Raw genomic sequence first — 23,033 nt, 5'->3', positions numbered from 1 at the left:
CAAATGGTCGTTTTTTTAAATTTTGGTTTGTCATGAATGGTGTTGATGCTGAGAGATAAAGTATGATGAAATGAAGTAGTTAAATTTAATTAATTAAAGGTATTCATGGAAATGGATGTAGATAGAGAAGCTACAAAGATTTTGGTGAATCTAATGTAATAACTTCTCTATACAACGGAGTTAGAATAATACCCGTTATCCAACCAATCCAAAACGTTTACTGTAATAGCTAGCTTCTCCGGCATCAGATACCAGCACGATCTGTCCGGAAGGGCGATGGTGGCGTTTTCTGAAACAGGCTAATGTTTCCTCATCTGGACATTGGAATGTACCAGAATTTTTTTGCCACCATGATTTTCGGACGGATAAGCGACTTTTTTCCCAGCAGAAATCTATTTCATCAACTAAAGGGCGTAGCTGTCCATCAATGTCTTTTCTGGCGAGATAAACATCAACACTCTCTTCACCCAGACGGGTAGAAAATTCTCTATCTTTATCCCATAAAAAGTCGCTGGCTTCTCGATCGTAACCGAGATCGTAACGTAATAAATTTTGCGCAGCCACTGAACGTTGGCTAAGGACTTTGCCAAAGGCAACGTCAGAGATCGTCTGCAAGCCTGCTGGCGCAGCAATTTTCTGCTCGTATACGCCGTCAACGAGTGCTCTGGCATTATCCGGCATACGGATCTCACCATGTTGACGCAGCAGCGCCTGGGTACGCCACAGGCAGGCATGATCGGTGTAAACAAAGCCGGTACCTTTTAGCTCTTGCCCCAACCAGCCCTCTTCTGCCTGCTCCTGCCAGTGAGGGGCCAGAATATGCAATATTGGTGGCTGGCGTTCATCCGGAAGCGTAGATTTTCGTTGCCCATGGGCATCGCGGATATGGCGTTGCAGGCGACCGGCGCGCTGGATCAATAAATCAATCGGCGCCAGATCGGTGATCATCCAGTCAAAGTCCAGATCGAGACTTTGTTCAACGACTTGTGTGGCGATTAATACCTTACCACGTCGTTCAGAAACGGGGGCATTGTTACCAAACCAGTTTAACGTTTTATTTTCAATAGCAATACGATCGATAAAAGCAAAACGGCTGTGGAAAAGCAAAAGATCCTGCTCTGGAACGATTCCCTCGTGTAGCAACTGCTGGTAAGTGTCCAGCGCATCATCAACCGTGTTGCGGATCCAACAAATGCACTGTCCGGTTGCCACAACGCGATAAATAATGTCCAGTGCTTCCTGGCGCTGCTGTATCCAATTAACGGCTACAGTCCTTTGGACTTCGGGACGTGTGGCCAGTGGTTGCTCTAACAGACCGGAGGAAGTGAGGTGGCTTAACCATGGATAACCCGCGTTATCGCTACCACCAGCGCTCATAAATCCCGCGCCATCGCTAAACGCATTAAGTAATTTTTCCCGTAAAGCGGCGGGAAGAGTGGCGCTCAGAATAATAGCGCTACCGCCCTGGGCGGCATGGAAGCGCAATAAACCTTCCAGCAATTTAACCATATAACCATCATAGGCGTGCACTTCATCCAGCAGCAGGATTTTGTCGCGCATCCCTAGCAATCGGAGCGATTGATGGCGAAAAGGCATCACCGCCATTAAGAGTTGATCCAGCGTACCTACGCCGACTTCCGCCAGCAGCGCTTTTTTGCGTGAATCTGCAAACCAGGTATGGCACTCAGTAGTCGCGTTGCCATCATCACGGGCATAATCTTCAGCTAGATTTTCTGTTGGCTGCCAGATGGATTGTCGGAAAGAGTCCGACATTTCTCGCCCACCGTGTGCCAGGATGAGCGATGGCCTGGACTCATCGGTAAATAGCGCATGATAAGCCGATGCCAGGCGCTGATACATGGCGTTTGCGGTGGCCATTGTCGGCAACCCAACGTAGAGACCGTGGCCTTTATTGGCTGACATTAAACGGTGAGTCAGAATCAGCGCGGCCTCTGTTTTGCCTGCTCCGGTAACGTCTTCCAGGACAACCAGCTGTGCACCGGGTGCTGAAATATCCAGTTCGCTTGCCCGTTGCTGAAGAGGGGTGAGCGTCTGAATGAACGGAAATAATGCCCGGTGATCTTGATAATGGCTGTGCTGAGATAACGGCGGCATTCGGAGGATGGCCTGTTGGGCTTTTTCACAAGCGAGAGGCCAATAATCTTTCAATGGCATGGCGCTGCTGAGCAGTGGAAACTGGCTTTCATCCGAGCCCATCCAGTCGGCAAGGGTGACAAGCCCAGCGAAAAACCAACTGTGCTGTTTTAAACATTTTCTCCCTGCTTTGGTTTTCCACTCCTGAGGTAGAGTGAAAGGAAATAATTCACTTAATGCTTCCAGATAATGCGTTGCTGCGACAATGTCTTCATCGGTGAATGCTAGCGAGCTTCTGTTTTTCATGGTGTCCGGCGGGATGCCATGGTGCCCGGTGCTAATAAGCATCCAGCTATTTAAAGCGCTTTCAAACCTGGCGCGATTTTCTGGTTCAATACCTGCGATAATTTCATTACTGCCTGAACTCCACGCTTCAAATAATTTACCCCATAAATAGAAGCCTAAGGAATCATGTCTCTCAAACGCGGAAACACCGCTAACGGGAGAGACTAAGAGAGAGTTTGGGAATTCGGCGTATTTTTGAAATCCTCTGGCGAATTTTCCGATATCGTGGCTGGCAAGAAACCAGATTATCCAGTTTTCTGCATTTGTACCTGAGATATTACATTCCTTTAATATATTACATGAATTGAATATATTGTTTTTTATTATGTATTTCCCGCATGCAGCAACGTCCAGGCAATGGTATGCCAGTAAATGATAATTACAGATTATGTTTTTTGTTGATTTATCAGTTTTCCCCCAATAGCAGAGGTAGTCCAGATATTCTATCTGTGTCATCTTTTTCCTGTAGCAGGGGGATTACAATGAAATCGATAATAAATTGGGATACGGGTAATTGGCCAGTTTTTTTGTCTGGATTAGGTTATCCCCGCTGGCGCGGGGAACGCTGCGCTATTAAGACTGTATCTACGGTTTATCCCATAATTTTAGGGAACGTATTAAAGATAACAGATAACTATAAAAAATACATAGTCTGATTTAAGACTGTATCTACTTTTTATTTATATTTTCGTCTTCGAGAAAATGTAGTATAACTCCGATGACAGTATTTAAGAGATACCTCAGGACGGAACCTACCTATAGGTAGGTAATATTCCAAATTGGCTTAATAAATAGCCCTGCAGGAGTAAAGGTATGGATTTAACCAAAGAGAAATGGCTTCCTGTCATATTTGCAAACGGCGAAAAAACGAGAATATCATTACGCGATCTTCTGGATAACCGCATTCAGGATCTTGCATACCCCCGGCCCGATTTTCAGGGGGCGGCATGGCAAATGCTGATTGGTATTTTACAATGTACCGTCGCGCCGGAAGATAAAGAAGAATGGGCAGATATCTGGCATGAAAGTATCGAATTCGAACAATGGGAGAAGGCGTTAAATACGATTTCTCTGGCTCTACAGTTCGGCGAGCAAAAACCTTCCTTCCTGCAAAGTTTTGATCCTCTCGATAGTGAATATGGTTCTATTGCCGGGCTGCTGGTGGATGCGCCGGGCGGGAATGCGCTCAAGCTCAATAAAGATCATTTTGTAAAACGTGGCAACGTAGAACAAATATGTCCTCACTGCGCGGCGATAGCGCTATTTGCGATTCAAACCAATTCACCTGCCGGCGGGGCGGGTTACCGGGTAGGGATGCGCGGCGGTGGTCCGCTGACTACGCTGGTGGTACCGCAGGAAGAAGATAAATATCCACTATGGAAAAAACTTTGGCTTAACGTTTTGCCGCAGGAAGAGCCGCCGAATGTTACACAGCATCCACTCATTTTTCCCTGGCTTGCGCCGACGAAAACCAGCGAAAAAGCGGGGAATGTGGTCACACCGGATAATGCGCACCCCTTGCAAGCCTACTGGGGGATGCCGCGGCGCATAGAACTGGATTTCACCCACACTGTGGCAGGTATCTGCGATTTGTGCGGGGAGCATCACGAATCACTGCTACTGCAAATGCGTAGTAAAAATTATGGCGTTCAGTACGACAGTTGGCTACATCCCTTCTCCCCATATCGGCAGGCATTGAAAGATCCATCCGCACCCTGGCTGGCGTTTAAAGGGCAGCCGGGCGGGTTAAGTTATAAAGACTGGTTGGGGCTGATGCTCAATCGTGAGGATAAGTTCAACAAAATGCAGCCTGCAAAGGTCGTTCGTGCCGCTGGTCAGCGGAACAAAATGAGCCTGTGGTGCTTTGCCTGGGATATGGATAAGGCCAAGGTCCGCTGCTGGTATCAGCACCGTATTCCGCTCATTAGCGTTTCGCACGAAGAGCAATTTCTCGCTGTGCTTAACATTGTGCTGGTGCTGGCTAGTGAGTCGCTGTCGCTGTTACGGAACGCGTTAAAGAGCGCCAAATTCGATTGTCCGAAAGAAGCCAAAATGGATTTCAGTATGGTGGATATCGCCTTTTGGCAGGAAACCGAACCCGCTTTTCGGGCGTTGCAAGAGGCGCTGGCTGTCGATCCGCTTCGGCAGGATACGCAGACTCGCCACGCAGTAAGTCAGTGGGAGGCGGAATTAGCACACTATCTATTTCACGTTTTTGACCGTGATGCCCTGACCAACCCCGACTGCCCGGACGATATCCTGCAGCGCCAGCTGACGGCCCGACAGGATTTAGCCAGCAGCTATCGTAAACATAAAGCGCGCAAGGATGTGTTGGCGCTGGTCGAATAACAGAAGGAAGCCAAATATGCTGAACAGCAATACCGCAGCGTTATGCAGAATTCTCCACCCCGATGCGCAGAAGGCGCTACTTGACTGGTTTGCTACGCTGTCTGAGCGTTATGAGCACAAGGATGGTAAACGAGTCAACGGTCGCGCCTGGCGGGCTGAGTTGAAAAGAATGGTGCCGCCATATGGCGTAATGATATGTGAAGGGCATGACGCTCTCCGCCAGGCGCTGCTTAAACATATGCGACTGCAACCTCTTGATGAGATGGCTCTGGCTCTGTTTGTCAGCGTCGCTGTGCATATTAAGAGTCATAAGGCGAATATTAGTTTCGCTGCGCAGTTAGGGGAAAAGCTTAAAGGTTCCACGTCGTGCGTTTCTGGTCTGCGTTTTGAACGTTTGCAAAAAGCGTCCGACCCGGAAACATTTTGCCAGTTGTTGATTCAGGCAGTGAAGATTCGCGGTACGGAGGGGGTGAATGTTCTTTCACTTGCCGATGGCATTTTCCTGTGGATGGAAGAGTGGCAACGACGCGAAAACCATCAGCCGGAATTCCGTAACCCCTTTGAACGAAATCGCATCCGTTGGGCGAACGAATATCTTTCCACGTCGCGTGGCAAATAATCATTTTTAGAAGGATTTGATAATGACAACTTTTATTCAACTGCATTTATTGACTGCTTATGCGCCCGCTAACCTGAATCGTGATGAGTCTGGCAGACCGAAGACCGCGTTTATGGGAGGAGTTGAGCGTTTACGCGTATCGTCGCAAAGTCTGAAGCGTGCCTGGCGGGTGTCGGAAACTTTTGAAGCGGCAATGGATGGTTTTATGGGTAAGCGTACTCGTCGAATTGGCGTGGATTATGTTTATCGTCCGATGAAAGATGCCGGAATTGAAGAAAAAATTGCTAAGAGTTCGTCTGAGTTAATCGCTAAGCAATTTGGCAAGCTTAAAAGTGATAAAGATGCGAAACCGGAAAAAAATCTCGAAATTGAGCAGATCGTTCACGTCAGTAACCATGAAATTAGTTTGATTAAGCAACTGGTTGATACGCTAATTGCCGACAAACGCGAACCTAACGATGAAGAAGTGGAGTTGTTGCGCAAAGAGCAGCGTAGCGTAGATATGGCGCTGTTTGGCCGTATGCTGGCGTCATCGCCTGAGTTCAACGTCGAGGCTGCTTGTCAGGTATCCCATGCGTTGGGCGTAAGTGCCGTGACCGTTGAGTCTGATTTTTTCACCGCCGTTGACGATCTGAATAATAAAGAGGAAGACGCAGGTTCCGGGCATATGGGCGAGCAGGGTTTTGCCTCGGCGCTTTTCTATACCTATGTCTGTATCAGCCGCGATCTGCTGGTGGAAAACCTGGGTGGTAACGAAGAACTGGCGAAGCGTACTATCGCGGCACTCACTGAAACAGCGTTAACCGTCTCGCCAACCGGTAAACAAAACAGCTTCGCTTCTCGTGCCTATGCCACCTATGCGTTGGCCGAAGTCGGGCAAAAACAACCGCGTTCTCTGGCGGCGGCATTTTTCCAGCCGGTACGCGATACCGATCAAATTCCTGCGGCAATAACCCGTTTAAAACAGCAGCGCGCCAGCTTCGATAGCGTATACGGAAACTGTGCAGACGATTATCGCGAGTTGAACGTTCAGGAAGGTACGGGATCTCTGGCGGAATTACTGGCCTTTGTTAGCCAGTAAGGATGAATAATGAAGGAATATCTGGTTTTTCAGCTCTATGCGCCGCTGGCGTCGTGGGGGGAAGAAGCGTCTGGCGAGATTCGCCACTCAGCTACGGTTCCCACGCGCTCTGCGCTATTGGGTCTGCTTGCCGCAGCGTTAGGAATTCGTCGCGACGAAGAAGCGCGGCTGAATAACTTTAACCGGCACTATCATCTGGCGGTGCACGCGTTGGCTTCACAAGATCGCTGGTTGCGGGATTATCACACGGTTAGCGCGCCGCGAGAAAACAAAAAGTATCGTTATTACACGCGCCGGGATGAACTGACTCTCGCGCCGGATGAAGTGGGGACGCTTATCTCGCAGCGAGAATATCGCTGCGACGGCTACTGGCATGTGGCAATAAGCGCCACGCCTGATGCACCACATTCGCTTAGCGAATTGCGAGAGGCGCTGCTGACACCGCATTTTCCGCTCTATCTGGGGAGAAAATCCTGCCCGCTGGCGTTACCGTTAGCGGCGCGTTTAATGACCGGCACCTTAAAAGAGGTATTCACCCATGCTGTGGAGGAGATTTCCGCAGCGGAATTAAGTGGATTTACCCTGCGTGAGGGCATTTGTTATTGGGATGATCCTGATGAGGAGAGTCTGGTCTGGCAACAAAAGCAGCATAGCAATAACCAGCCAGTTAGCCGCCAACGCTGGCAGTTTGGCGGCTACACCCGCTTCAATGGGCCGTTGCAGGAGAGAACATAATGTATCTTTCTCGTATTCAACTCCGGTTTAATAATTTGCGACCGGAGATGTTGGCAAAGTGGAATTCAGCCAGGCCTTATGCCAGCCACCAGTGGTTATGGCAGCTCTTTCCGGAACAGGAATTGCGTCAGTTTCTGTTTCGCGAAGAGGCGCATGGCGGCTTTTTTATGCTCTCGGCAATACCGCCGTTATTGCAGCACTCCCTGTTTCTTATTGAAACCAAACCATTTAATCCGCAACTGACAAATGGTCTTGAGCTTGATTTTCAACTACGAGCTAACCCGGTGATAACCCGTAACGGTAAGCGCAGTGACGTGATGATGAACGCGAAACATCAGGCGAAGGCGAATGGTGTGGAGAAAGAACGGTGGTGGGAGCTTCAACAGCAGGCCGCGCAGGCGTGGCTGGAACAACAAGGGCAGCAGCATGGTTTCCGGTTGATTGCACCGGAACCTGATGATTTCGCTATGTGGGCTGGTGACGAGTACAGTAAATTGCAGGCGCATTGTGGATGCGTGCAAGCGTATCAGCAGCATCGTTTTGTCCGTAAAGACCAGGAAACCCCAATCACTTTCAGTAGCGTTGATTTTAGCGGTGCGCTCTGTATCACCGATGCAGCACTGTTTAAACAGGCTTTATTTTCCGGATTAGGTAAAAGTAAAGCGCTGGGCTGCGGAATGCTGATGGTAAAAAGGAAACGCTGATGAGCTGGCTGCCGCTGAATCCCATCCCGTTGAAAGACCGTGTTTCGATGATATTTCTCCAGTACGGACAAATAGATGTGATCGACGGTGCGTTTGTGCTTATCGATAAAACGGGTGTACGTACCCATATTCCTGTTGGATCGGTGGCCTGCATCATGCTGGAACCGGGGACGCGGGTTTCCCATGCCGCCGTGCGACTTGCGGCAACGGTGGGTACGTTACTGGTGTGGGTGGGGGAAGCGGGCGTACGCGTTTACGCTTCGGGGCAACCTGGTGGTGCCCGTTCCGACAAATTGCTTTATCAGGCGAAACTTGCACTGGATGAAGATTTGCGGCTGAAGGTCGTGCGTAAAATGTTTGAATTACGTTTTGGCGAACCCGCGCCGAGCCGTCGTTCTGTAGATCAATTGCGTGGTATTGAGGGGAGCCGTGTGCGGGCAACCTATGCACTACTTGCTAAACAGTATGGCGTGAAATGGCAGGGACGTCGCTACGATCCGAAAGACTGGGAGAAAGGCGATGTCATTAATCAGTGTATCAGCTCGGCAACCTCCTGCCTCTATGGCGTAACGGAGGCGGCAATACTGGCTGCCGGATATGCACCCGCGATTGGATTTGTGCACACCGGCAAGCCGCTTTCTTTTGTCTATGATATTGCCGATATCATTAAATTTGAGACCGTTGTACCGAAAGCATTTGAAATTGCGCGACGTAATCCTGCCGAGCCCGATCGTGATGTCCGTATTGCCTGCCGGGATATCTTCCGCAGTGGAAAAACATTGGCGAAATTGATTCCTCTTATTGAAGATGTTCTCGCGGCAGGGGAAATTCAACCGCCGTTACCTCCTGAAGATTCACAACCCATAGCGATCCCTCTTCCTGTTGCGTTGGGAGATTCCGGTCATCGGAGTACCTAACGATGAGTATGCTGGTTGTCGTTACCGAAAATGTTCCTCCTCGTCTGCGGGGGAGGCTGGCCGTCTGGTTACTGGAAATTCGAGCTGGTGTGTATGTTGGTGATGTTTCCGCAAAGATCCGCGAGATGATATGGCAACAGGTTTCCGTTCTGGCAGATGAGGGAAATGTTGTTATGGCGTGGGCGACAAATACAGAATCAGGTTTTGAGTTTCAGACTTTTGGTGTAAATCGACGTATTCCGGTAGATCTTGATGGACTGCGATTGGTGTCGTTTCTACCTGTTGAAAATCAATAAGTTAGAGATCTTTAAAAATTAGGAAAAGTTGGTGGGTTTTTTGTGCGCTAAAAAAGTATTTAAATTCAATTGGGTAGATTTAGAGTGTTCCCCGCGCCAGCGGGGATAAACCGGCAATTTCCGATATGCGACTTGGGACACCAATGTGTTCCCCGCGCCAGCGGGGATAAACCGACACCGACTCATCCGTTGTTACTCCTGGTATTGTGTTCCCCGCGCCAGCGGGGATAAACCGCGCTACGCCCTGCCCGGTCTCGGTCTCGGTCTGTGTTCCCCGCGCCAGCGGGGATAAACCGCACATCGGGAGCCTCAATCAACCCGGCACGGAGTGTTCCCCGCGCCAGCGGGGATAAACCGAGTTCGATATCCCTTAACGGTACTGCCGTCCTGTGTTCCCCGCGCCAGCGGGGATAAACCGCCTCACGCAATTGAGCCTCTTTCTCGACACGCGTGTTCCCCGCGCCAGCGGGGATAAACCGGGCCAGTTCAACAAACACCACGACGCGGGAATGTGTTCCCCGCGCCAGCGGGGATAAACCGTTCATCACCGTCAGCAAGCTGCGATCCGAAATGTGTTCCCCGCGCCAGCGGGGATAAACCGCCAGCTTGCCGATATCAACGACCTATACCTGTGTGTTCCCCGCGCCAGCGGGGATAAACCGGTTAAAATTTGGGAGGATCGCCCGGGACTCCCGTGTTCCCCGCGCCAGCGGGGATAAACCGGGACCATTGAAACGGCGCTGACATCAGATGTTGTGTTCCCCGCGCCAGCGGGGATAAACCGTACCGAACGGCTCAAAGTATGTTCCAATTGACGTGTTCCCCGCGCCAGCGGGGATAAACCGGTTGAAACCAGCATTCCTTATGCTGTGCTGCCGTGTTCCCCGCGCCAGCGGGGATAAACCGGAGATTTTTCTTGTCCCGCCACACCAGCGGCTGTGTTCCCCGCGCCAGCGGGGATAAACCGTGCATCATCTGATTCGTACGATACGGCAGGGTGTGTTCCCCGCGCCAGCGGGGATAAACCGGGCTGACAAACGAGCAGGTTGAATTTGTCCTGGTGTTCCCCGCGCCAGCGGGGATAAACCGCATGGTCTGTACCGCCTGCATTTCTGCATTGTGTGTTCCCCGCGCCAGCGGGGATAAACCGGGCCGCACCGCTGGCGATCACGATTAATCAGCGTGTTCCCCGCGCCAGCGGGGATAAACCGCGCCTCGCAAAACTGGTCGGGGTTTTTCCCCAGTGTTCCCCGCGCCAGCGGGGATAAACCGTTCGTGTTCTAACAGCAGATCGCTGATACGGCGTGTTCCCCGCGCCAGCGGGGATAAACCGCCAGTAATGAAACGCTGGCAACATTGACGAGCGTGTTCCCCGCGCCAGCGGGGATAAACCGCGCAGACGGCGCAATTGGATTCGGTGATCGGGGTGTTCCCCGCGCCAGCGGGGATAAACCGTGCTCGAGCCGACATTGATCCCGCAAAAATACGTGTTCCCCGCGCCAGCGGGGATAAACCGGGATGCCGATAGCGGTCAGTAATGAAAATGGCGTGTTCCCCGCGCCAGCGGGGATAAACCGAAGATCCTGTCTCTTTTGTGCGGAGCGCCGACGTGTTCCCCGCGCCAGCGGGGATAAACCGTTCGTTTGATCTCCACTCACAACGGTATTGAAGTGTTCCCCGCGCCAGCGGGGATAAACCGGACAATTAGTTCCGACAGACGCCGGTATTAAATGTGTTCCCCGCGTCAGCGGGGATAAACCGCCCACGCGCGGCCGCACTGGCCTCGCGGATAAGTGTTCCCCGCGCCAGCGGGGATAAACCGTCCGGGCCGCCGCTACCACCACTCAGCGGCGTGTGTTCCCCGCGCCAGCGGGGATAAACCGTGGTTTAATAGTATCGGGCAGCATTTTACCGAGTGTTCCCCGCGCCAGCGGGGATAAACCGATCTCAATTAGTCCGTTTCCGGTTGAATCAATGTGCTCCCCGCGCCAGCGGGGATAAACCGGGGTGTACCACGGCATGATGACGGCCAGCCATGTGTTCCCCGCGCCAGCGGGGATAAACCGATTGACAACAGTCTGCTTACCCGAGCTGCTCCGTGTTCCCCGCGCCAGCGGGGATAAACCGTCCTGTCGGCGGTACGGTGGACATCCCGCAGGGTGTTCCCCACGCCAGCGGGGATAAACCGCCAGTCAGCCACTGTTCTTTGCCGTACCTTTCGTGTTCCCCGCGCCAGCGGGGATAAACCGGGGTTATAACCGGGATACCATCCGCTCCAACCGTGTTCCCCGCGCCAGCGGGGATAAACCGCGCCACGTTTTTTGCATTTTATTGGCATCATCGTGTTCCCCGCGCCAGCGGGGATAAACCGGGCAACTGGGCGATCATCTGGGCGCTGTTTATGTGTTCCCCGCGCCAGCGGGGATAAACCGGTGCTCCAGTGGGCTGCTAAGGGGCTTGGTGGGTGTTCCCCGCGCCAGCGGGGATAAACACGTTTCCCCAGCATATCAGGACGTTTTTTCCGCCTTCGCCAGCTCTTTTACCAACGGCAGCATTATCCGCACTACATCGCGGCTACGGCGCTCAATCCGCCCTGGCAGCGCCTTGTCAATATGCTGTTGATTATCAAGCCGTACGTCGTGCCAGCTATTGCCGTTCGGGAAGGAGGCATTTTTCACGCGTTGCTGGTATCCGTCTTTTTTACCCAGATTCCAGTTCGTCGCCTCAACAGAAAGCACCGATATTCCCGCTTTATCGAAAACCTCCGCATCATTACAGCAACCCGTTCCTTTGGGGTAGGATGGATTGCGTCCCGGATTGGTGTTGGCGGCGATACCATAACGGCGCGCAATCGCTAATGCCCGATCGCGGGTCAGTGTACGCACCGCTTCAGGCGTATTTTTCCCGCTATTAAAATAGAGCTTGTCGCCAACAATCAGGTTATCGAGATTAATCACCAGCAGCGTATTTTTCTTCTCAGCGTCACTCATTCGTTTGAGTAAATTTTCCGCGCCTAGCTTTCCCTCTTCTTCCCCGCTGGTGGCGATAAAACGAATCCCGTAATGGGTCGGTATATCTTTCAGACGCGCCGCCAGTTCCAGCATAACGCCTAATCCCGCGGCATTATCATCCATTCCCTGTAACGTTAAACCGCCCAGATTGGCATCGACATCAGCGTCGCTCTGCGGAGCGTACGTATCCAGATGCGCCATAATGATGATCTGTTGCGGCACGCGCCCTTCATGGGCGGCGATGACCGTACTGCCCGTCACGTTATGCCAGTTTTTGCGATTATCCTTCGTGGTATAAATAAATCGGCTATTAAACGTTCGAATATCGCTTTGGTATCCCATCTGGGTAAATTGTTGGCGTAAATAATCGGCAGACAACATCTCGGCGGGGGAGCCCGTCATTCTCCCGGGAAAAAAGGTGGCGATATGTCGTGCCTGAGTATTCGCTATTTCACCAGGCCCTGGTGATGCTGCTTGTGCAGGAAGGATAAAGCCTACGCCGAGCGCCAGAATGACGGCAAAGCGGCGCGTTGCGGAAAACATAATGAGTCCTTAAATACAGAACAAAATTTTACGTGGCTAGTATGAAACCGCGATCGTGTTAATACAATTTCATTTGCTCCTAAATGCTGGCAATCCGGTACGTTAAGCATTTTTTGATATTGGTTTTTGGGCCGCGTTATTCCTTTGAGGAACTACTCATTCCAATTCGTCATTTCATTCACTCTCCTGCGCTCCCTATAGTCGTGTAATCGAAATGTTTAGCAAAAAACGGTATTGCAAAGGAACGGTTATGGATCAAAAACGACTCACCCACCTGCGGCAACTGGAGGCGGAAAGTATCCACATTATCCGTGAAGTGGCAGCGGAATTCGCTAATCCGGTCATGCTGTACTCCATTGGTAAAGACTCCAGCGTCATGCTGCATCTGGCGCGTAAGGCGTTTTATCCGGGTACGTTGCCGTTCCCGCTATTGCACGTTGATACCGGTTGGAAATTCCGTGAGATGTACGCCTTTCGCGATCGTACCGCCAACGCATACGGCTGCGAATTGCTGGTACATAAAAATCCGGAAGGCGTGGCGATGGGCATCAATCCGTTCGTTCACGGTAGCGCTAAACACACCGACATTATGAAAACCGAAGGGTTAAAGCAGGCGCTGAATAAGTACGGTTTTGATGCCGCGTTCGGCGGCGCACGGCGCGATGAGGAAAAATCCCGCGCGAAAGAACGTATTTACTCCTTTCGTGACCGTTTCCATCGCTGGGACCCGAAAAATCAGCGGCCAGAGTTGTGGCGTAACTATAACGGTCAGATTAATAAAGGCGAAAGTATACGCGTCTTCCCGCTCTCCAACTGGACAGAGCAGGATATCTGGCAATACATCTGGCTGGAAAACATCGACATCGTGCCGCTGTATTTGGCTGCTGAACGCCCGGTTCTGGAACGTGACGGCATGTTGATGATGGTGGATGACGATCGTATCGACCTCCAGCCTGGCGAAGTCATCAAAAAAAGGATGGTGCGCTTCCGTACACTTGGCTGTTGGCCGCTCACCGGGGCGGTGGAATCCCACGCGCAAACGCTGCCGGAAATTATCGAAGAGATGCTGGTTTCTACCACCAGCGAGCGCCAGGGGAGGATGATTGACCGCGATCAGGCGGGGTCGATGGAGCTTAAAAAACGTCAGGGGTATTTCTAAGGAGCCGCCATGAACACCATACTTGCACAACAAATCGCCAATGAAGGCGGCGTCGAAGCCTGGATGATGGCCCAACAGCACAAAAGCCTGCTGCGTTTTTTAACCTGTGGCAGCGTTGATGACGGTAAAAGTACGCTGATAGGTCGTTTGCTGCACGATACCCTGCAAATTTATGAAGATCAGCTCTCTTCTCTACATAATGACAGTAAACGTCATGGCACGCAGGGAGAAAAACTCGATCTGGCGCTGCTGGTAGATGGGCTGCAGGCCGAGCGTGAGCAGGGCATTACTATTGACGTCGCGTACCGCTATTTCTCCACGGAAAAACGAAAATTTATTATCGCCGACACGCCGGGCCATGAACAATATACCCGTAATATGGCGACCGGGGCGTCCACCTGCGATCTGGCGATCCTACTGATCGACGCGCGTAAAGGCGTGCTGGATCAGACGCGTCGCCATAGCTTTATCTCCACTCTGTTGGGGATCAAACACCTGGTGGTGGCAATCAACAAAATGGATCTCGTTGACTACCGCGAAGAGACCTTCGCCCGTATTCGTGAAGATTACCTGACCTTTGCTGAACAGTTGCCGGGCGATCTGGATATTCGCTTTGTCCCGCTTTCGGCGCTGGAAGGGGATAATGTCGCCGCGCAGAGCGCGAATATGCGCTGGTACAGCGGTCCGACGCTGCTGGAAGTCCTGGAAACGGTAGACATACAGCGTGCGGTAGACCGTCAGCCGATGCGCTTTCCGGTACAATACGTCAATCGCCCGAATCTTGATTTTCGGGGGTATGCCGGCACTCTGGCGTCTGGTAGCGTCAAAGTCGGAGAGCGCATTAAAGTGCTGCCGTCTGGCGTGGAATCCAGCGTGGCGCGTATCGTCACTTTTGATGGCGACAAAGAAGAAGCCTGTGCGGGCGAGGCCATTACCCTGGTACTCAACGACGACATTGATATTAGCCGCGGCGATCTGCTGCTGGCGGCAAACGAGACGCTGGCACCTGCGCGGCACGCCGCGATCGACGTGGTATGGATGGCGGAACAGCCGCTGGCGCCGGGCCAAAGCTACGACGTTAAACTCGCGGGCAAGAAAACCCGCGCGCGTATCGAGGCTATTCGCTATCAGATTGATATCAACAATCTGACCCAACGAGACGTCGAGAGTCTGCCGTTAAACGGTATTGGTCTGGTAGAGATGACATTCGATGAGCCGCTCGCGCTGGATATTTATCAGCAAAATCCGGTGACGGGCGGGCTGATTTTTATCGACCGACTTTCTAACGTCACCGTGGGCGCTGGCATGGTGCGGGAACTGGACGAACGCGGAGCGACGCCGCCCGTGGAATACAGTGCGTTTGAGCTGGAGCTGAATGCGCTGGTACGCCGTCATTTTCCGCACTGGGACGCCCGCGATTTGCTGGGAGATAAACATGGCGCTGCATGATGAGAACGTGGTCTGGCACTCTCATCCCGTTACTGTCGCCGCTCGTGAACAGCTCCACGGCCACCGTGGCGTGGTGCTGTGGTTTACCGGACTCTCCGGTTCGGGAAAATCAACGGTGGCCGGCGCGCTGGAAGAGGCGTTACATCAGCGTGGCGTCAGTACCTACCTGTTGGATGGCGATAATGTGCGCCACGGTTTGTGCCGTGATTTAGGCTTTAGCGATGCCGATCGTCAGGAAAATATCCGGCGGGTAGGCGAAGTGGCCAGTCTGATGGCGGACGCCGGCCTGATTGTTTTGACGGCATTTATTTCTCCGCACCGCGCCGAGCGGCAACTGGTAAAAGAGCGCGTCGGCCACGATCGTTTTATCGAGATTTATGTCAATACGCCGCTGGCTATCTGTGAACAGCGCGATCCTAAAGGATTGTATAAAAAAGCGCGCGCGGGCGAGTTGCGTAACTTTACCGGCATCGACGCCATTTACGAAGCGCCTGACTCGCCCCAGGTTCATCTTAATGGTGAACAATTAGTAACAAATTTGGTTTCCCAATTATTAGACCTGCTGAGACGGCGCGATATTATCAGATCCTGAGACACCACCGGGCTTGTATGCCCGGTATGGTCAAGGTTACAGGATTTAATATGCGTAATAGCCATAACATTACTTTCACAAGGTCAGACGCCTTCATGGTCGACGATGACGCCACCAGTGCATTTCCGGGGGCGGTGGTCGGCTTTGTGTCATGGCTGCTGGCGTTGGGGATCCCTTTTCTGCTTTATGGCCCTAACACGCTGTTTTTTTTCCTCTATACCTGGCCCTTTTTCCTCGCGTTAATGCCGGTATCAGTGATTATCGGCATTGCGTTGCATCTGCTGGTAAAGGGCAAAATACTTTTTAGCATTATGTTTACTCTACTGGCCGTAGGCGCGCTGTTCGGCGCGTTATTTATATGGCTATTAGGGTAGACGGGTTATCACTGCGCCTCCGGTCATAATTCAAACCGTAACCAACAATGAGATTATGTTCTCCTTACTCGGGTATACGTAACATCCGGCAAATGTGGTACATTTGCCGGCGTTGTCGCGGCAATCCCGTCCTGAATGTGGAGTCACAGAGGACGTTATGGGATGATGATGCCGTTTTTCAGGGGGCAGGATGGGTAAACTAACGCTGCTGTTGCTGGCTTTACTGGTCTGGCTACAGTACTCGCTGTGGTTCGGTAAGAACGGCATACATGACTATAGCCGCGTCAACGATGATGTGGTCGCGCAGCAGGCGACAAACGCCAAACTTAAAGCGCGTAACGATCAGCTTTTTGCCGAAATTGACGATCTCAATGGCGGCCAGGAAGCGATTGAGGAGCGCGCGCGCAACGAACTTAGCATGACCAAACCGGGCGAAACCTTCTATCGTCTGGTGCCTGACGCCTCAAAACGCGCGGCAACGGCGGGGCAAACTCATCGATAAACCATCCAGGGATTTAACATGGCAGCCACTTTATTGGACGTTTGCGCCGTGGTGCCGGCTGCCGGATTTGGCCGCCGAATGCAAACAGAATGTCCTAAGCAGTATCTCTCAATCGGTAATAAAACCATTCTGGAGCACTCAGTTCATGCGCTGCTGGCGCATCCTCGGGTGACACGCGTTGTTATTGCTATCAGTCCTGGCGATCATCGCTTTGCCCAACTTCCGCTGGCGGATCATCCGCAAATCACCGTTGTGGATGGCGGCAACGAACGCGCTGATTCCGTTTTGGCCGGGTTACAGGCCGTTGCAGAGGCGCAGTGGGTGCTGGTGCACGACGCGGCAAGACCCTGTTTGCATCAGGATGACCTTGCGCGGTTGCTGACCATCAGCGAAAACAGCCGGGTCGGCGGTATCCTCGCCAGTCCGGTGCGCGACACCATGAAACGCGGCGAACCGGGGAAAAACGCTATTGCCCATACCGTAGAGCGCGCCGATTTATGGCACGCGCTCACCCCGCAGTTTTTCCCCCGCGAACTCTTGCACGATTGTCTGACGCGTGCGCTGAATGAAGGCGCGACCATCACCGACGAAGCGTCAGCGCTGGAGTATTGTGGTTTTCATCCGGCGCTGGTAGAAGGTCGCGCGGATAACATCAAGGTCACCCGTCCGGAAGATCTGGCGCTGGCGGAATTTTATCTGACCCGAACCATCCACCAGGAGAAAGCATAATGCGAATTGGACACGGTTTTGACGTACACGCGTTTGGCGGAGAAGGGCCGATTATTATTGGCGGCGTGCGTATCCCTTATGAAAAAGGGCTATTGGCGCATTCCGATGGCGATGTGGCGTTACATGCGCTGACCGATGCGCTGCTGGGCGCGGCGGCGCTTGGCGATATCGGCAAGCTCTTCCCGGATACCGATCCGGCATTTAAGGGAGCGGATAGCCGCGAACTACTGCGTGAAGCCTGGCGTCGTATTCAGGCCAAGGGGTACACCCTCGGCAACGTGGATGTCACCATTATTGCGCAGGCGCCGAAAATGCTGCCGCATATTCCGCAAATGCGCGTCTTTATCGCCGAAGATCTCGGCTGCCATATGGATGACGTTAACGTGAAGGCGACGACGACGGAAAAGCTCGGATTTACCGGACGCGGAGAAGGCATTGCCTGCGAAGCGGTCGCGTTGCTGATGAAGGCGGCGAAATGACAGAGTTTGACAATCTCACCTGGCTGCACGGAAAACCACAAGGTAGCGGATTGCTGAAAGCGAATCCGGAAGATTTTGTGGTGGTTGAAGATTTAGGCTTTACGCCGGATGGTGAAGGCGAGCACATTCTGCTGCGTATTTTGAAAAACGGTTGCAATACCCGTTTTGTCGCTGACGCGCTGGCGAAATTCCTGAAAATTCACGCTCGCGAAGTGAGCTTTGCCGGGCAAAAAGATAAACACGCCGTTACCGAGCAGTGGCTGTGCGCGCGCGTGCCGGGGAAAGAGATGCCCGATTTCAGCGCCTTTCAGCTGGAAGGTTGTAAAGTGCTGGAATACGCGCGTCACAAGCGTAAGCTGCGTTTAGGCGCGCTGAAAGGCAATGCCTTTACGCTGGTGTTGCGTGAAATAAGCGATCGCCGCGATGTCGAAACACGATTGCAGGCGATTCGCGATGGCGGCGTGCCGAACTATTTCGGCGCACAGCGATTCGGCATTGGCGGCAGCAACTTGCAGGGCGCGCTGCGCTGGGCGCAAAGTAACGCGCCGGTGCGCGATCGCAATAAACGCAGTTTTTGGTTGTCGGCGGCGCGTAGCGCGTTGTTTAATCAAATTGTTCACCAGCGGCTGAAGAAACCAGACTTTAATCAAGTTGTTGACGGCGATGCGCTACAATTAGCGGGGCGTGGAAGCTGGTTCGTCGCGACATCTGAAGAACTGCCTGAATTGCAGCGCCGGGTAGACGAAAAAGAGCTGATGATTACAGCATCGTTGCCGGGCAGCGGAGAGTGGGGAACACAGCGTGCGGCGCTGGCGTTTGAGCAAGATGCCATTGCCCAGGAAACGGTGTTGCAATCGCTGTTGCTGCGCGAAAAAGTAGAGGCGTCGCGCAGAGCGATGCTGCTTTATCCGCAACAATTAAGCTGGAACTGGTGGGATGACGTTACCGTCGAGTTACGTTTCTGGCTGCCCGCAGGCAGTTTTGCCACCAGCGTAGTAAGGGAACTGATCAACACAATGGGTGATTATGCGCATATTGCTGAGTAACGATGACGGGGTTCACGCGCCCGGTATACAAACGCTGGCGAAAGCGCTGCGTGAGTTTGCTGATGTACAGGTCGTAGCCCCGGATCGTAACCGCAGCGGCGCGTCTAATTCCCTCACGCTGGAATCTTCGCTTCGTACTTTTACCTTTGATAATGGCGATATCGCCGTACAGATGGGGACGCCGACCGATTGCGTCTATCTGGGCGTTAATGCCTTAATGCGTCCGCGTCCGGATATTGTCGTTTCCGGTATTAACGCGGGTCCGAATCTGGGCGATGATGTGATCTATTCCGGTACAGTCGCCGCGGCGATGGAAGGTCGTCATCTCGGCTTTCCGGCATTAGCGGTCTCCCTTAACGGCTATCAGCATTATGATACGGCTGCAGCCGTGACTTGCGCGCTTTTGCGAGGGTTAAGCCGGGAGCCGTTGCGTACCGGGCGTATTCTCAACGTGAATGTCCCGGATCTACCGTTAGCGCAGATTAAAGGCATCCGCGTGACTCGCTGTGGTAGCCGCCATCCAGCGGATAAAGTAATCCCGCAGGAAGATCCGCGCGGTAATACATTGTACTGGATTGGCCCGCCGGGCGATAAATACGATGCCGGGCCGGATACCGATTTCGCGGCGGTGGATGAAGGCTACGTCTCCGTCACGCCGTTGCATGTGGATTTAACCGCGCACAGCGCGCATGATGTGGTTTCAGACTGGTTAGACAGCGTGGGAGTTGGCACGCAATGGTAAGTGGACGTGTACAGGCTCTTCTTGAACAATTGCGCGCGCAGGGCATCAGAGATGAGCAGGTGCTTAATGCGCTTGCCGCAGTGCCGCGCGAGAAATTTATTGATGAAGCGTTTGAACATAAGGCCTGGGAAAATATCGCTTTGCCGATAGGCCAGGGTCAGACGATTTCGCAGCCCTATATGGTGGCGCGAATGACGGAGCTGCTCGAACTGACGCCGCAATCCAGGGTGCTGGAAATTGGCACCGGTTCCGGCTATCAGACGGCGATTCTGGCGCATCTGGTACATCACGTTTGCTCCGTTGAGCGGATTAAGGGGCTGCAATGGCAGGCGCGCCGCCGCCTGAAGCAGCTCGATTTACATAATGTTTCTACCCGTCATGGCGATGGCTGGCAAGGCTGGCAGGCGCGTGCGCCGTTTGACGCTATCATTGTGACGGCCGCGCCGCCGGAAATTCCTACCGCGCTCATGGCACAGTTGGATGAAGGCGGCATTCTTGTTCTGCCTGTGGGCGATGAGCAGCAGTTTTTGAAACGCGTGCGTCGCCGGGGCGGCGAATTTATTATCGATACCGTGGAGGCCGTTCGCTTCGTCCCGTTAGTCAAGGGAGAGCTGGCCTAGTTTGCCCTGCAAACACCCACTCTTACGCCTGATGAAGCCGAAACGAATACCTGGAGTTTTCCTGGTTATTCCCGGTGGGTTAAGCGTATCGTGAACACATTTTCCCGTGTTCACTTAATGCGTTGCACGGTTCTTACGTCACTGGTTGTTAACCAAATTTTTTCCTGGGGGATAAATGAGCGCGGGAAGCCCAAAATTCACCGTTAGTCGCATTGCGGCACTATCACTGGTTTCACTATGGCTGGCAGGTTGTACCAGTTCGTCAAACCCTCCGGCGCCGGTCACGTCTGTGGACAGTGGTTCGTCATCAAATACCAATTCCGGGATGTTGATCACACCGCCGCCAAAAATGGGCGCGACGACGCAACAAACGCCGCAACAAGCGCCGCAAATTCAACCCGTTCAGCGTCCTGTAACGCAGCCCATGCAAACTCAACCGGTCACGGAACAGCCCGTGCAGATGGAAAATGGGCGAATCGTATACAATCGCCAGTATGGGAATATTCCGAAAGGTAGCTATACGGGTGGCAGTACTTACACCGTGAAAAAGGGTGATACGCTTTTTTACATCGCCTGGATTACCGGGAACGATTTCCGCGATCTGGCCCAGAGAAACAGTATTTCTGCCCCGTATAGCCTGAATGTAGGGCAAACTTTGCAAGTTGGTAACGCATCCGGTACGCCAATTACTGGCGGAAATGCGATCACCCAGGCGGATGCAGCACAGCAAGGAGTTGTGACCAGGTCTGCACAAAATTCCACCGTTGCAGTTGCGTCTCAACCAACAATTACGTATTCTGAGGGCTCAGGTGAACAAAGTGCTAACAAAATGTTGCCAAACAACAAGCCTGCTGGGACGGTTGTCACAGCGCCTGTAACGGCACCAACGGTAAGCACGACCGAACCAAATGCAAGCAGTACGTCAACCAGCGCGCCGATTTCCGCATGGCGCTGGCCGACGGATGGCAAAGTGATCGAAAACTTTGGCGCTTCCGAAGGGGGCAATAAAGGGATCGACATTGCAGGCAGTAAGGGACAGGCTATCGTCGCAACCGCTGATGGGCGCGTCGTATATGCCGGTAACGCACTGCGTGGTTACGGTAATCTTATTATCATCAAACATAACGATGATTACCTGAGTGCCTACGCCCATAATGATACGATGCTGGTCCGGGAACAACAGGAAGTTAAGGCGGGGCAAAAAATCGCTACTATGGGTAGCACCGGCACCAGCTCTACACGCTTGCATTTTGAAATTCGTTACAAGGGGAAATCCGTAAACCCGCTGCGTTATTTACCGCAGCGATAAAGCGGCGGAACCAGGCTTTGACTTGCTAGTTCCGTCAAGGGATCACGGGTAGGAGCCACCTTATGAGTCAGAATACGCTGAAAGTTCATGATTTAAATGAAGACGCGGAATTTGATGAGAACGGAGTAGAGGCTTTTGACGAAAAAGCCTTGAGTGAAGAGGAACCCAGTGATAACGACCTGGCTGAAGAAGAGCTGTTATCGCAAGGGGCCACACAGCGTGTGTTGGACGCGACTCAGCTTTACCTTGGTGAGATTGGGTATTCACCACTGTTAACAGCCGAAGAAGAAGTCTATTTTGCGCGTCGCGCACTGCGTGGAGATGTCGCTTCTCGCCGTCGCATGATTGAGAGTAACCTGCGTCTGGTGGTAAAAATTGCCCGCCGTTATGGCAATCGTGGACTGGCGTTGCTGGACCTGATTGAAGAGGGCAATCTGGGGCTTATCCGTGCAGTCGAGAAGTTTGACCCGGAACGCGGGTTCCGCTTCTCAACATACGCAACCTGGTGGATTCGCCAGACAATCGAACGGGCGATTATGAACCAAACCCGTACGATTCGCTTGCCGATTCACATTGTTAAAGAGCTGAACGTATACCTGCGCACCGCACGTGAGTTGTCGCATAAACTGGACCACGAACCGAGTGCGGAAGAAATTGCAGAGCAACTGGATAAACCGGTTGATGACGTCAGCCGTATGCTTCGTCTCAACGAGCGCATTACCTCGGTAGACACCCCGCTGGGCGGTGATTCCGAAAAAGCGTTGCTGGACATCCTGGCCGATGAAAAAGAGAACGGTCCGGAAGACACCACGCAAGATGACGATATGAAACAGAGCATCGTCAAATGGTTGTTCGAACTGAACGCCAAACAGCGTGAAGTGCTGGCGCGCCGTTTCGGTCTGCTGGGATATGAAGCTGCGACACTGGAAGATGTAGGCCGTGAAATCGGTCTTACGCGTGAACGTGTTCGTCAGATTCAGGTTGAAGGCCTGCGCCGTCTGCGCGAAATTCTGCAGACGCAGGGGCTGAATATCGAAGCGCTGTTCCGCGAGTAAGTACCCTTGTCAAAAAAAGGCCAGTCTGTCGACTGGCCTTTTTTTTACCGTTTGTCTTCTGCCAGCAGCGGCGGGATACTCGGCACCATTGGCGCGTCATCAATATCTTTTTGCGTCATGCGAAACGCTTGTGGATAGTGTTCGCGGCTGGTACGGCGTAACGGTTCGGTATCGCGCCAGGTATACAGACAATGCTGACACTGATATACCGTCCAGACTCCTTTTACCGGCGAAGTCGCCATGAGTTCAATATGTGCATCGGCACAGCGTGGACAAATCATCG

The 23,033-nt window shown here is 52.6% G+C and carries 23 protein-coding genes and 1 CRISPR repeat array; of the genes, 19 read left to right on the top strand and 4 right to left on the bottom strand.

From position 1 onward, the window contains the following. Positions 1–195 precede the first annotated feature (195 nt). On the bottom strand, positions 196–2,895 hold the full coding sequence (locus tag EOS97_RS03930) for a CRISPR-associated helicase/endonuclease Cas3 (RefSeq protein ID WP_000192066.1): 2,700 nt from the start codon (positions 2,893–2,895) through the stop codon (positions 196–198). A 357-nt stretch (positions 2,896–3,252) separates the two neighbouring features. Between EOS97_RS03930 and casA the strand changes: the two genes are divergently transcribed. From casA to cas2e, 7 genes are read left to right on the top strand one after another with little or no spacing between them, the layout of a single operon-like run. Next, the gene (gene casA, locus EOS97_RS03925; RefSeq protein ID WP_000366314.1) at positions 3,253–4,788 is read left to right on the top strand and encodes a type I-E CRISPR-associated protein Cse1/CasA; all 1,536 of its coding nucleotides are present in this window, start codon (positions 3,253–3,255) and stop codon (positions 4,786–4,788) included. Positions 4,789–4,804: 16 nt separating this feature from the next. Then, the gene (casB, locus tag EOS97_RS03920) at positions 4,805–5,407 is read left to right on the top strand and encodes a type I-E CRISPR-associated protein Cse2/CasB (protein WP_000935100.1); all 603 of its coding nucleotides are present in this window, start codon (positions 4,805–4,807) and stop codon (positions 5,405–5,407) included. A gap of 22 nt (positions 5,408–5,429) precedes the next feature. Continuing rightward, positions 5,430–6,488 (top strand): type I-E CRISPR-associated protein Cas7/Cse4/CasC, encoded by a 1,059-nt coding sequence (cas7e, locus tag EOS97_RS03915; RefSeq protein ID WP_001537534.1) that lies wholly within the window; start codon positions 5,430–5,432, stop codon positions 6,486–6,488. A gap of 9 nt (positions 6,489–6,497) precedes the next feature. After that, complete coding sequence (gene cas5e, locus EOS97_RS03910) at positions 6,498–7,223, top strand: type I-E CRISPR-associated protein Cas5/CasD (protein ID WP_000666424.1); 726 nt, start codon at positions 6,498–6,500, stop codon at positions 7,221–7,223. Further along, a complete protein-coding gene (cas6e, locus tag EOS97_RS03905) occupies positions 7,223–7,927 on the top strand; it encodes a type I-E CRISPR-associated protein Cas6/Cse3/CasE (protein ID WP_000281415.1) in 705 nt (234 codons plus the stop codon). Before cas5e ends, cas6e begins: the two co-directional genes overlap by 1 nt. After that, on the top strand, positions 7,927–8,844 hold the full coding sequence (gene cas1e / locus EOS97_RS03900) for a type I-E CRISPR-associated endonuclease Cas1e (protein ID WP_000118674.1): 918 nt from the start codon (positions 7,927–7,929) through the stop codon (positions 8,842–8,844). The genes cas6e and cas1e overlap by 1 nt, the downstream gene beginning before the upstream one ends. A 2-nt stretch (positions 8,845–8,846) precedes the next feature. Next, on the top strand, positions 8,847–9,140 hold the full coding sequence (gene cas2e / locus EOS97_RS03895; RefSeq protein ID WP_000062282.1) for a type I-E CRISPR-associated endoribonuclease Cas2e: 294 nt from the start codon (positions 8,847–8,849) through the stop codon (positions 9,138–9,140). Positions 9,141–9,224: 84 nt separating this feature from the next. Beyond that, a CRISPR array of direct repeats spans positions 9,225–11,633; the repeat unit is 29 nt; unit sequence GTGTTCCCCGCGCCAGCGGGGATAAACCG. 14 nt (positions 11,634–11,647) lie between these two features. On the opposite strand, the gene EOS97_RS03890 is transcribed toward cas2e, so the two are convergent. Beyond that, on the bottom strand, positions 11,648–12,694 hold the full coding sequence (locus EOS97_RS03890) for an aminopeptidase (protein ID WP_000490481.1): 1,047 nt from the start codon (positions 12,692–12,694) through the stop codon (positions 11,648–11,650). Positions 12,695–12,944: 250 nt separating this feature from the next. On the opposite strand from EOS97_RS03890, the gene cysD reads away from it, so the two are divergent. From cysD to EOS97_RS03840, 10 genes are all read left to right on the top strand, one after another. After that, a complete protein-coding gene (cysD, locus tag EOS97_RS03885; RefSeq protein ID WP_000372384.1) occupies positions 12,945–13,853 on the top strand; it encodes a sulfate adenylyltransferase subunit CysD in 909 nt (302 codons plus the stop codon). A gap of 9 nt (positions 13,854–13,862) precedes the next feature. Next, the gene (gene cysN, locus EOS97_RS03880; RefSeq protein ID WP_001092269.1) at positions 13,863–15,302 is read left to right on the top strand and encodes a sulfate adenylyltransferase subunit CysN; all 1,440 of its coding nucleotides are present in this window, start codon (positions 13,863–13,865) and stop codon (positions 15,300–15,302) included. After that, entirely contained in the window at positions 15,289–15,894 is a 606-nt protein-coding gene (gene cysC / locus EOS97_RS03875) for an adenylyl-sulfate kinase (RefSeq protein ID WP_001173663.1), read from the top strand. The genes cysN and cysC overlap by 14 nt, the downstream gene beginning before the upstream one ends. 50 nt (positions 15,895–15,944) lie before the next feature. After that, positions 15,945–16,268: a DUF3561 family protein gene (locus EOS97_RS03870; protein ID WP_001537530.1), complete on the top strand. Its 324-nt coding sequence runs from the start codon at positions 15,945–15,947 to the stop codon at positions 16,266–16,268. Positions 16,269–16,458: 190 nt separating this feature from the next. Next, complete coding sequence (gene ftsB / locus EOS97_RS03865) at positions 16,459–16,770, top strand: cell division protein FtsB (protein WP_000517480.1); 312 nt, start codon at positions 16,459–16,461, stop codon at positions 16,768–16,770. 18 nt (positions 16,771–16,788) lie between these two features. After that, complete coding sequence (gene ispD, locus EOS97_RS03860; RefSeq protein WP_000741642.1) at positions 16,789–17,499, top strand: 2-C-methyl-D-erythritol 4-phosphate cytidylyltransferase; 711 nt, start codon at positions 16,789–16,791, stop codon at positions 17,497–17,499. After that, positions 17,499–17,978 (top strand): 2-C-methyl-D-erythritol 2,4-cyclodiphosphate synthase, encoded by a 480-nt coding sequence (ispF, locus tag EOS97_RS03855; protein ID WP_001219244.1) that lies wholly within the window; start codon positions 17,499–17,501, stop codon positions 17,976–17,978. The genes ispD and ispF overlap by 1 nt, the downstream gene beginning before the upstream one ends. Continuing rightward, positions 17,975–19,024 carry a tRNA pseudouridine(13) synthase TruD gene (gene truD / locus EOS97_RS03850; protein ID WP_000134246.1) on the top strand — a complete coding sequence of 350 codons (1,050 nt, stop codon included), beginning with the start codon at positions 17,975–17,977 and terminating at the stop codon, positions 19,022–19,024. Before ispF ends, truD begins: the two co-directional genes overlap by 4 nt. Next, positions 19,005–19,766, top strand: coding sequence for a 5'/3'-nucleotidase SurE (gene surE / locus EOS97_RS03845; protein WP_001221537.1), 762 nt, complete (start codon positions 19,005–19,007; stop codon positions 19,764–19,766). The genes truD and surE overlap by 20 nt, the downstream gene beginning before the upstream one ends. Then, complete coding sequence (locus tag EOS97_RS03840) at positions 19,760–20,386, top strand: protein-L-isoaspartate(D-aspartate) O-methyltransferase (RefSeq protein ID WP_000253545.1); 627 nt, start codon at positions 19,760–19,762, stop codon at positions 20,384–20,386. Before surE ends, EOS97_RS03840 begins: the two co-directional genes overlap by 7 nt. A gap of 138 nt (positions 20,387–20,524) precedes the next feature. Here the strand turns inward: EOS97_RS03840 and EOS97_RS27045 are convergent, their stop codons facing one another. Then, positions 20,525–20,683: a peptidase gene (locus EOS97_RS27045; RefSeq protein WP_223148970.1), complete on the bottom strand. Its 159-nt coding sequence runs from the start codon at positions 20,681–20,683 to the stop codon at positions 20,525–20,527. Here EOS97_RS27045 and nlpD point away from each other — a divergent pair. Both nlpD and rpoS read left to right on the top strand, forming a co-directional pair. Beyond that, on the top strand, positions 20,613–21,695 hold the full coding sequence (nlpD, locus tag EOS97_RS03835) for a murein hydrolase activator NlpD (RefSeq protein ID WP_223149274.1): 1,083 nt from the start codon (positions 20,613–20,615) through the stop codon (positions 21,693–21,695). The genes EOS97_RS27045 and nlpD overlap by 71 nt on opposite strands. 62 nt (positions 21,696–21,757) lie before the next feature. After that, the gene (gene rpoS / locus EOS97_RS03830) at positions 21,758–22,750 is read left to right on the top strand and encodes an RNA polymerase sigma factor RpoS (RefSeq protein WP_000081498.1); all 993 of its coding nucleotides are present in this window, start codon (positions 21,758–21,760) and stop codon (positions 22,748–22,750) included. A 44-nt stretch (positions 22,751–22,794) separates the two neighbouring features. Here rpoS and EOS97_RS03825 read toward each other — a convergent pair whose 3' ends face one another. Beyond that, entirely contained in the window at positions 22,795–23,031 is a 237-nt protein-coding gene (locus tag EOS97_RS03825; protein ID WP_000562964.1) for a non-oxidative hydroxyarylic acid decarboxylases subunit D, read from the bottom strand. Between the last annotated feature and the right edge of the window lie 2 nt (positions 23,032–23,033).

Source organism: Salmonella sp. SSDFZ54 (assembly GCF_004010735.1).
Lineage (GTDB): Bacteria > Pseudomonadota > Gammaproteobacteria > Enterobacterales > Enterobacteriaceae > Salmonella > Salmonella enterica.
Note: the sequence above shows the minus strand (reverse complement) of the source record. Positions and strands in the feature narration are given on the sequence as shown.

What these genes read in the sequence shown, in the direction of transcription:
- EOS97_RS03930 (WP_000192066.1), bottom strand. Translation starts at nt 2,895, where the DNA reads ATGACACAGATAGAATATCTGGACTACCTCTGCTATTGGGGGAAAACT.
- casA (WP_000366314.1), top strand. Translation starts at nt 3,253, where the DNA reads ATGGATTTAACCAAAGAGAAATGGCTTCCTGTCATATTTGCAAACGGC.
- casB (WP_000935100.1), top strand. Translation starts at nt 4,805, where the DNA reads ATGCTGAACAGCAATACCGCAGCGTTATGCAGAATTCTCCACCCCGAT.
- cas7e (WP_001537534.1), top strand. Translation starts at nt 5,430, where the DNA reads ATGACAACTTTTATTCAACTGCATTTATTGACTGCTTATGCGCCCGCT.
- cas5e (WP_000666424.1), top strand. Translation starts at nt 6,498, where the DNA reads ATGAAGGAATATCTGGTTTTTCAGCTCTATGCGCCGCTGGCGTCGTGG.
- cas6e (WP_000281415.1), top strand. Translation starts at nt 7,223, where the DNA reads ATGTATCTTTCTCGTATTCAACTCCGGTTTAATAATTTGCGACCGGAG.
- cas1e (WP_000118674.1), top strand. Translation starts at nt 7,927, where the DNA reads ATGAGCTGGCTGCCGCTGAATCCCATCCCGTTGAAAGACCGTGTTTCG.
- cas2e (WP_000062282.1), top strand. Translation starts at nt 8,847, where the DNA reads ATGAGTATGCTGGTTGTCGTTACCGAAAATGTTCCTCCTCGTCTGCGG.
- EOS97_RS03890 (WP_000490481.1), bottom strand. Translation starts at nt 12,694, where the DNA reads ATGTTTTCCGCAACGCGCCGCTTTGCCGTCATTCTGGCGCTCGGCGTA.
- cysD (WP_000372384.1), top strand. Translation starts at nt 12,945, where the DNA reads ATGGATCAAAAACGACTCACCCACCTGCGGCAACTGGAGGCGGAAAGT.
- cysN (WP_001092269.1), top strand. Translation starts at nt 13,863, where the DNA reads ATGAACACCATACTTGCACAACAAATCGCCAATGAAGGCGGCGTCGAA.
- cysC (WP_001173663.1), top strand. Translation starts at nt 15,289, where the DNA reads ATGGCGCTGCATGATGAGAACGTGGTCTGGCACTCTCATCCCGTTACT.
- EOS97_RS03870 (WP_001537530.1), top strand. Translation starts at nt 15,945, where the DNA reads ATGCGTAATAGCCATAACATTACTTTCACAAGGTCAGACGCCTTCATG.
- ftsB (WP_000517480.1), top strand. Translation starts at nt 16,459, where the DNA reads ATGGGTAAACTAACGCTGCTGTTGCTGGCTTTACTGGTCTGGCTACAG.
- ispD (WP_000741642.1), top strand. Translation starts at nt 16,789, where the DNA reads ATGGCAGCCACTTTATTGGACGTTTGCGCCGTGGTGCCGGCTGCCGGA.
- ispF (WP_001219244.1), top strand. Translation starts at nt 17,499, where the DNA reads ATGCGAATTGGACACGGTTTTGACGTACACGCGTTTGGCGGAGAAGGG.
- truD (WP_000134246.1), top strand. Translation starts at nt 17,975, where the DNA reads ATGACAGAGTTTGACAATCTCACCTGGCTGCACGGAAAACCACAAGGT.
- surE (WP_001221537.1), top strand. Translation starts at nt 19,005, where the DNA reads ATGCGCATATTGCTGAGTAACGATGACGGGGTTCACGCGCCCGGTATA.
- EOS97_RS03840 (WP_000253545.1), top strand. Translation starts at nt 19,760, where the DNA reads ATGGTAAGTGGACGTGTACAGGCTCTTCTTGAACAATTGCGCGCGCAG.
- rpoS (WP_000081498.1), top strand. Translation starts at nt 21,758, where the DNA reads ATGAGTCAGAATACGCTGAAAGTTCATGATTTAAATGAAGACGCGGAA.
- EOS97_RS03825 (WP_000562964.1), bottom strand. Translation starts at nt 23,031, where the DNA reads ATGATTTGTCCACGCTGTGCCGATGCACATATTGAACTCATGGCGACT.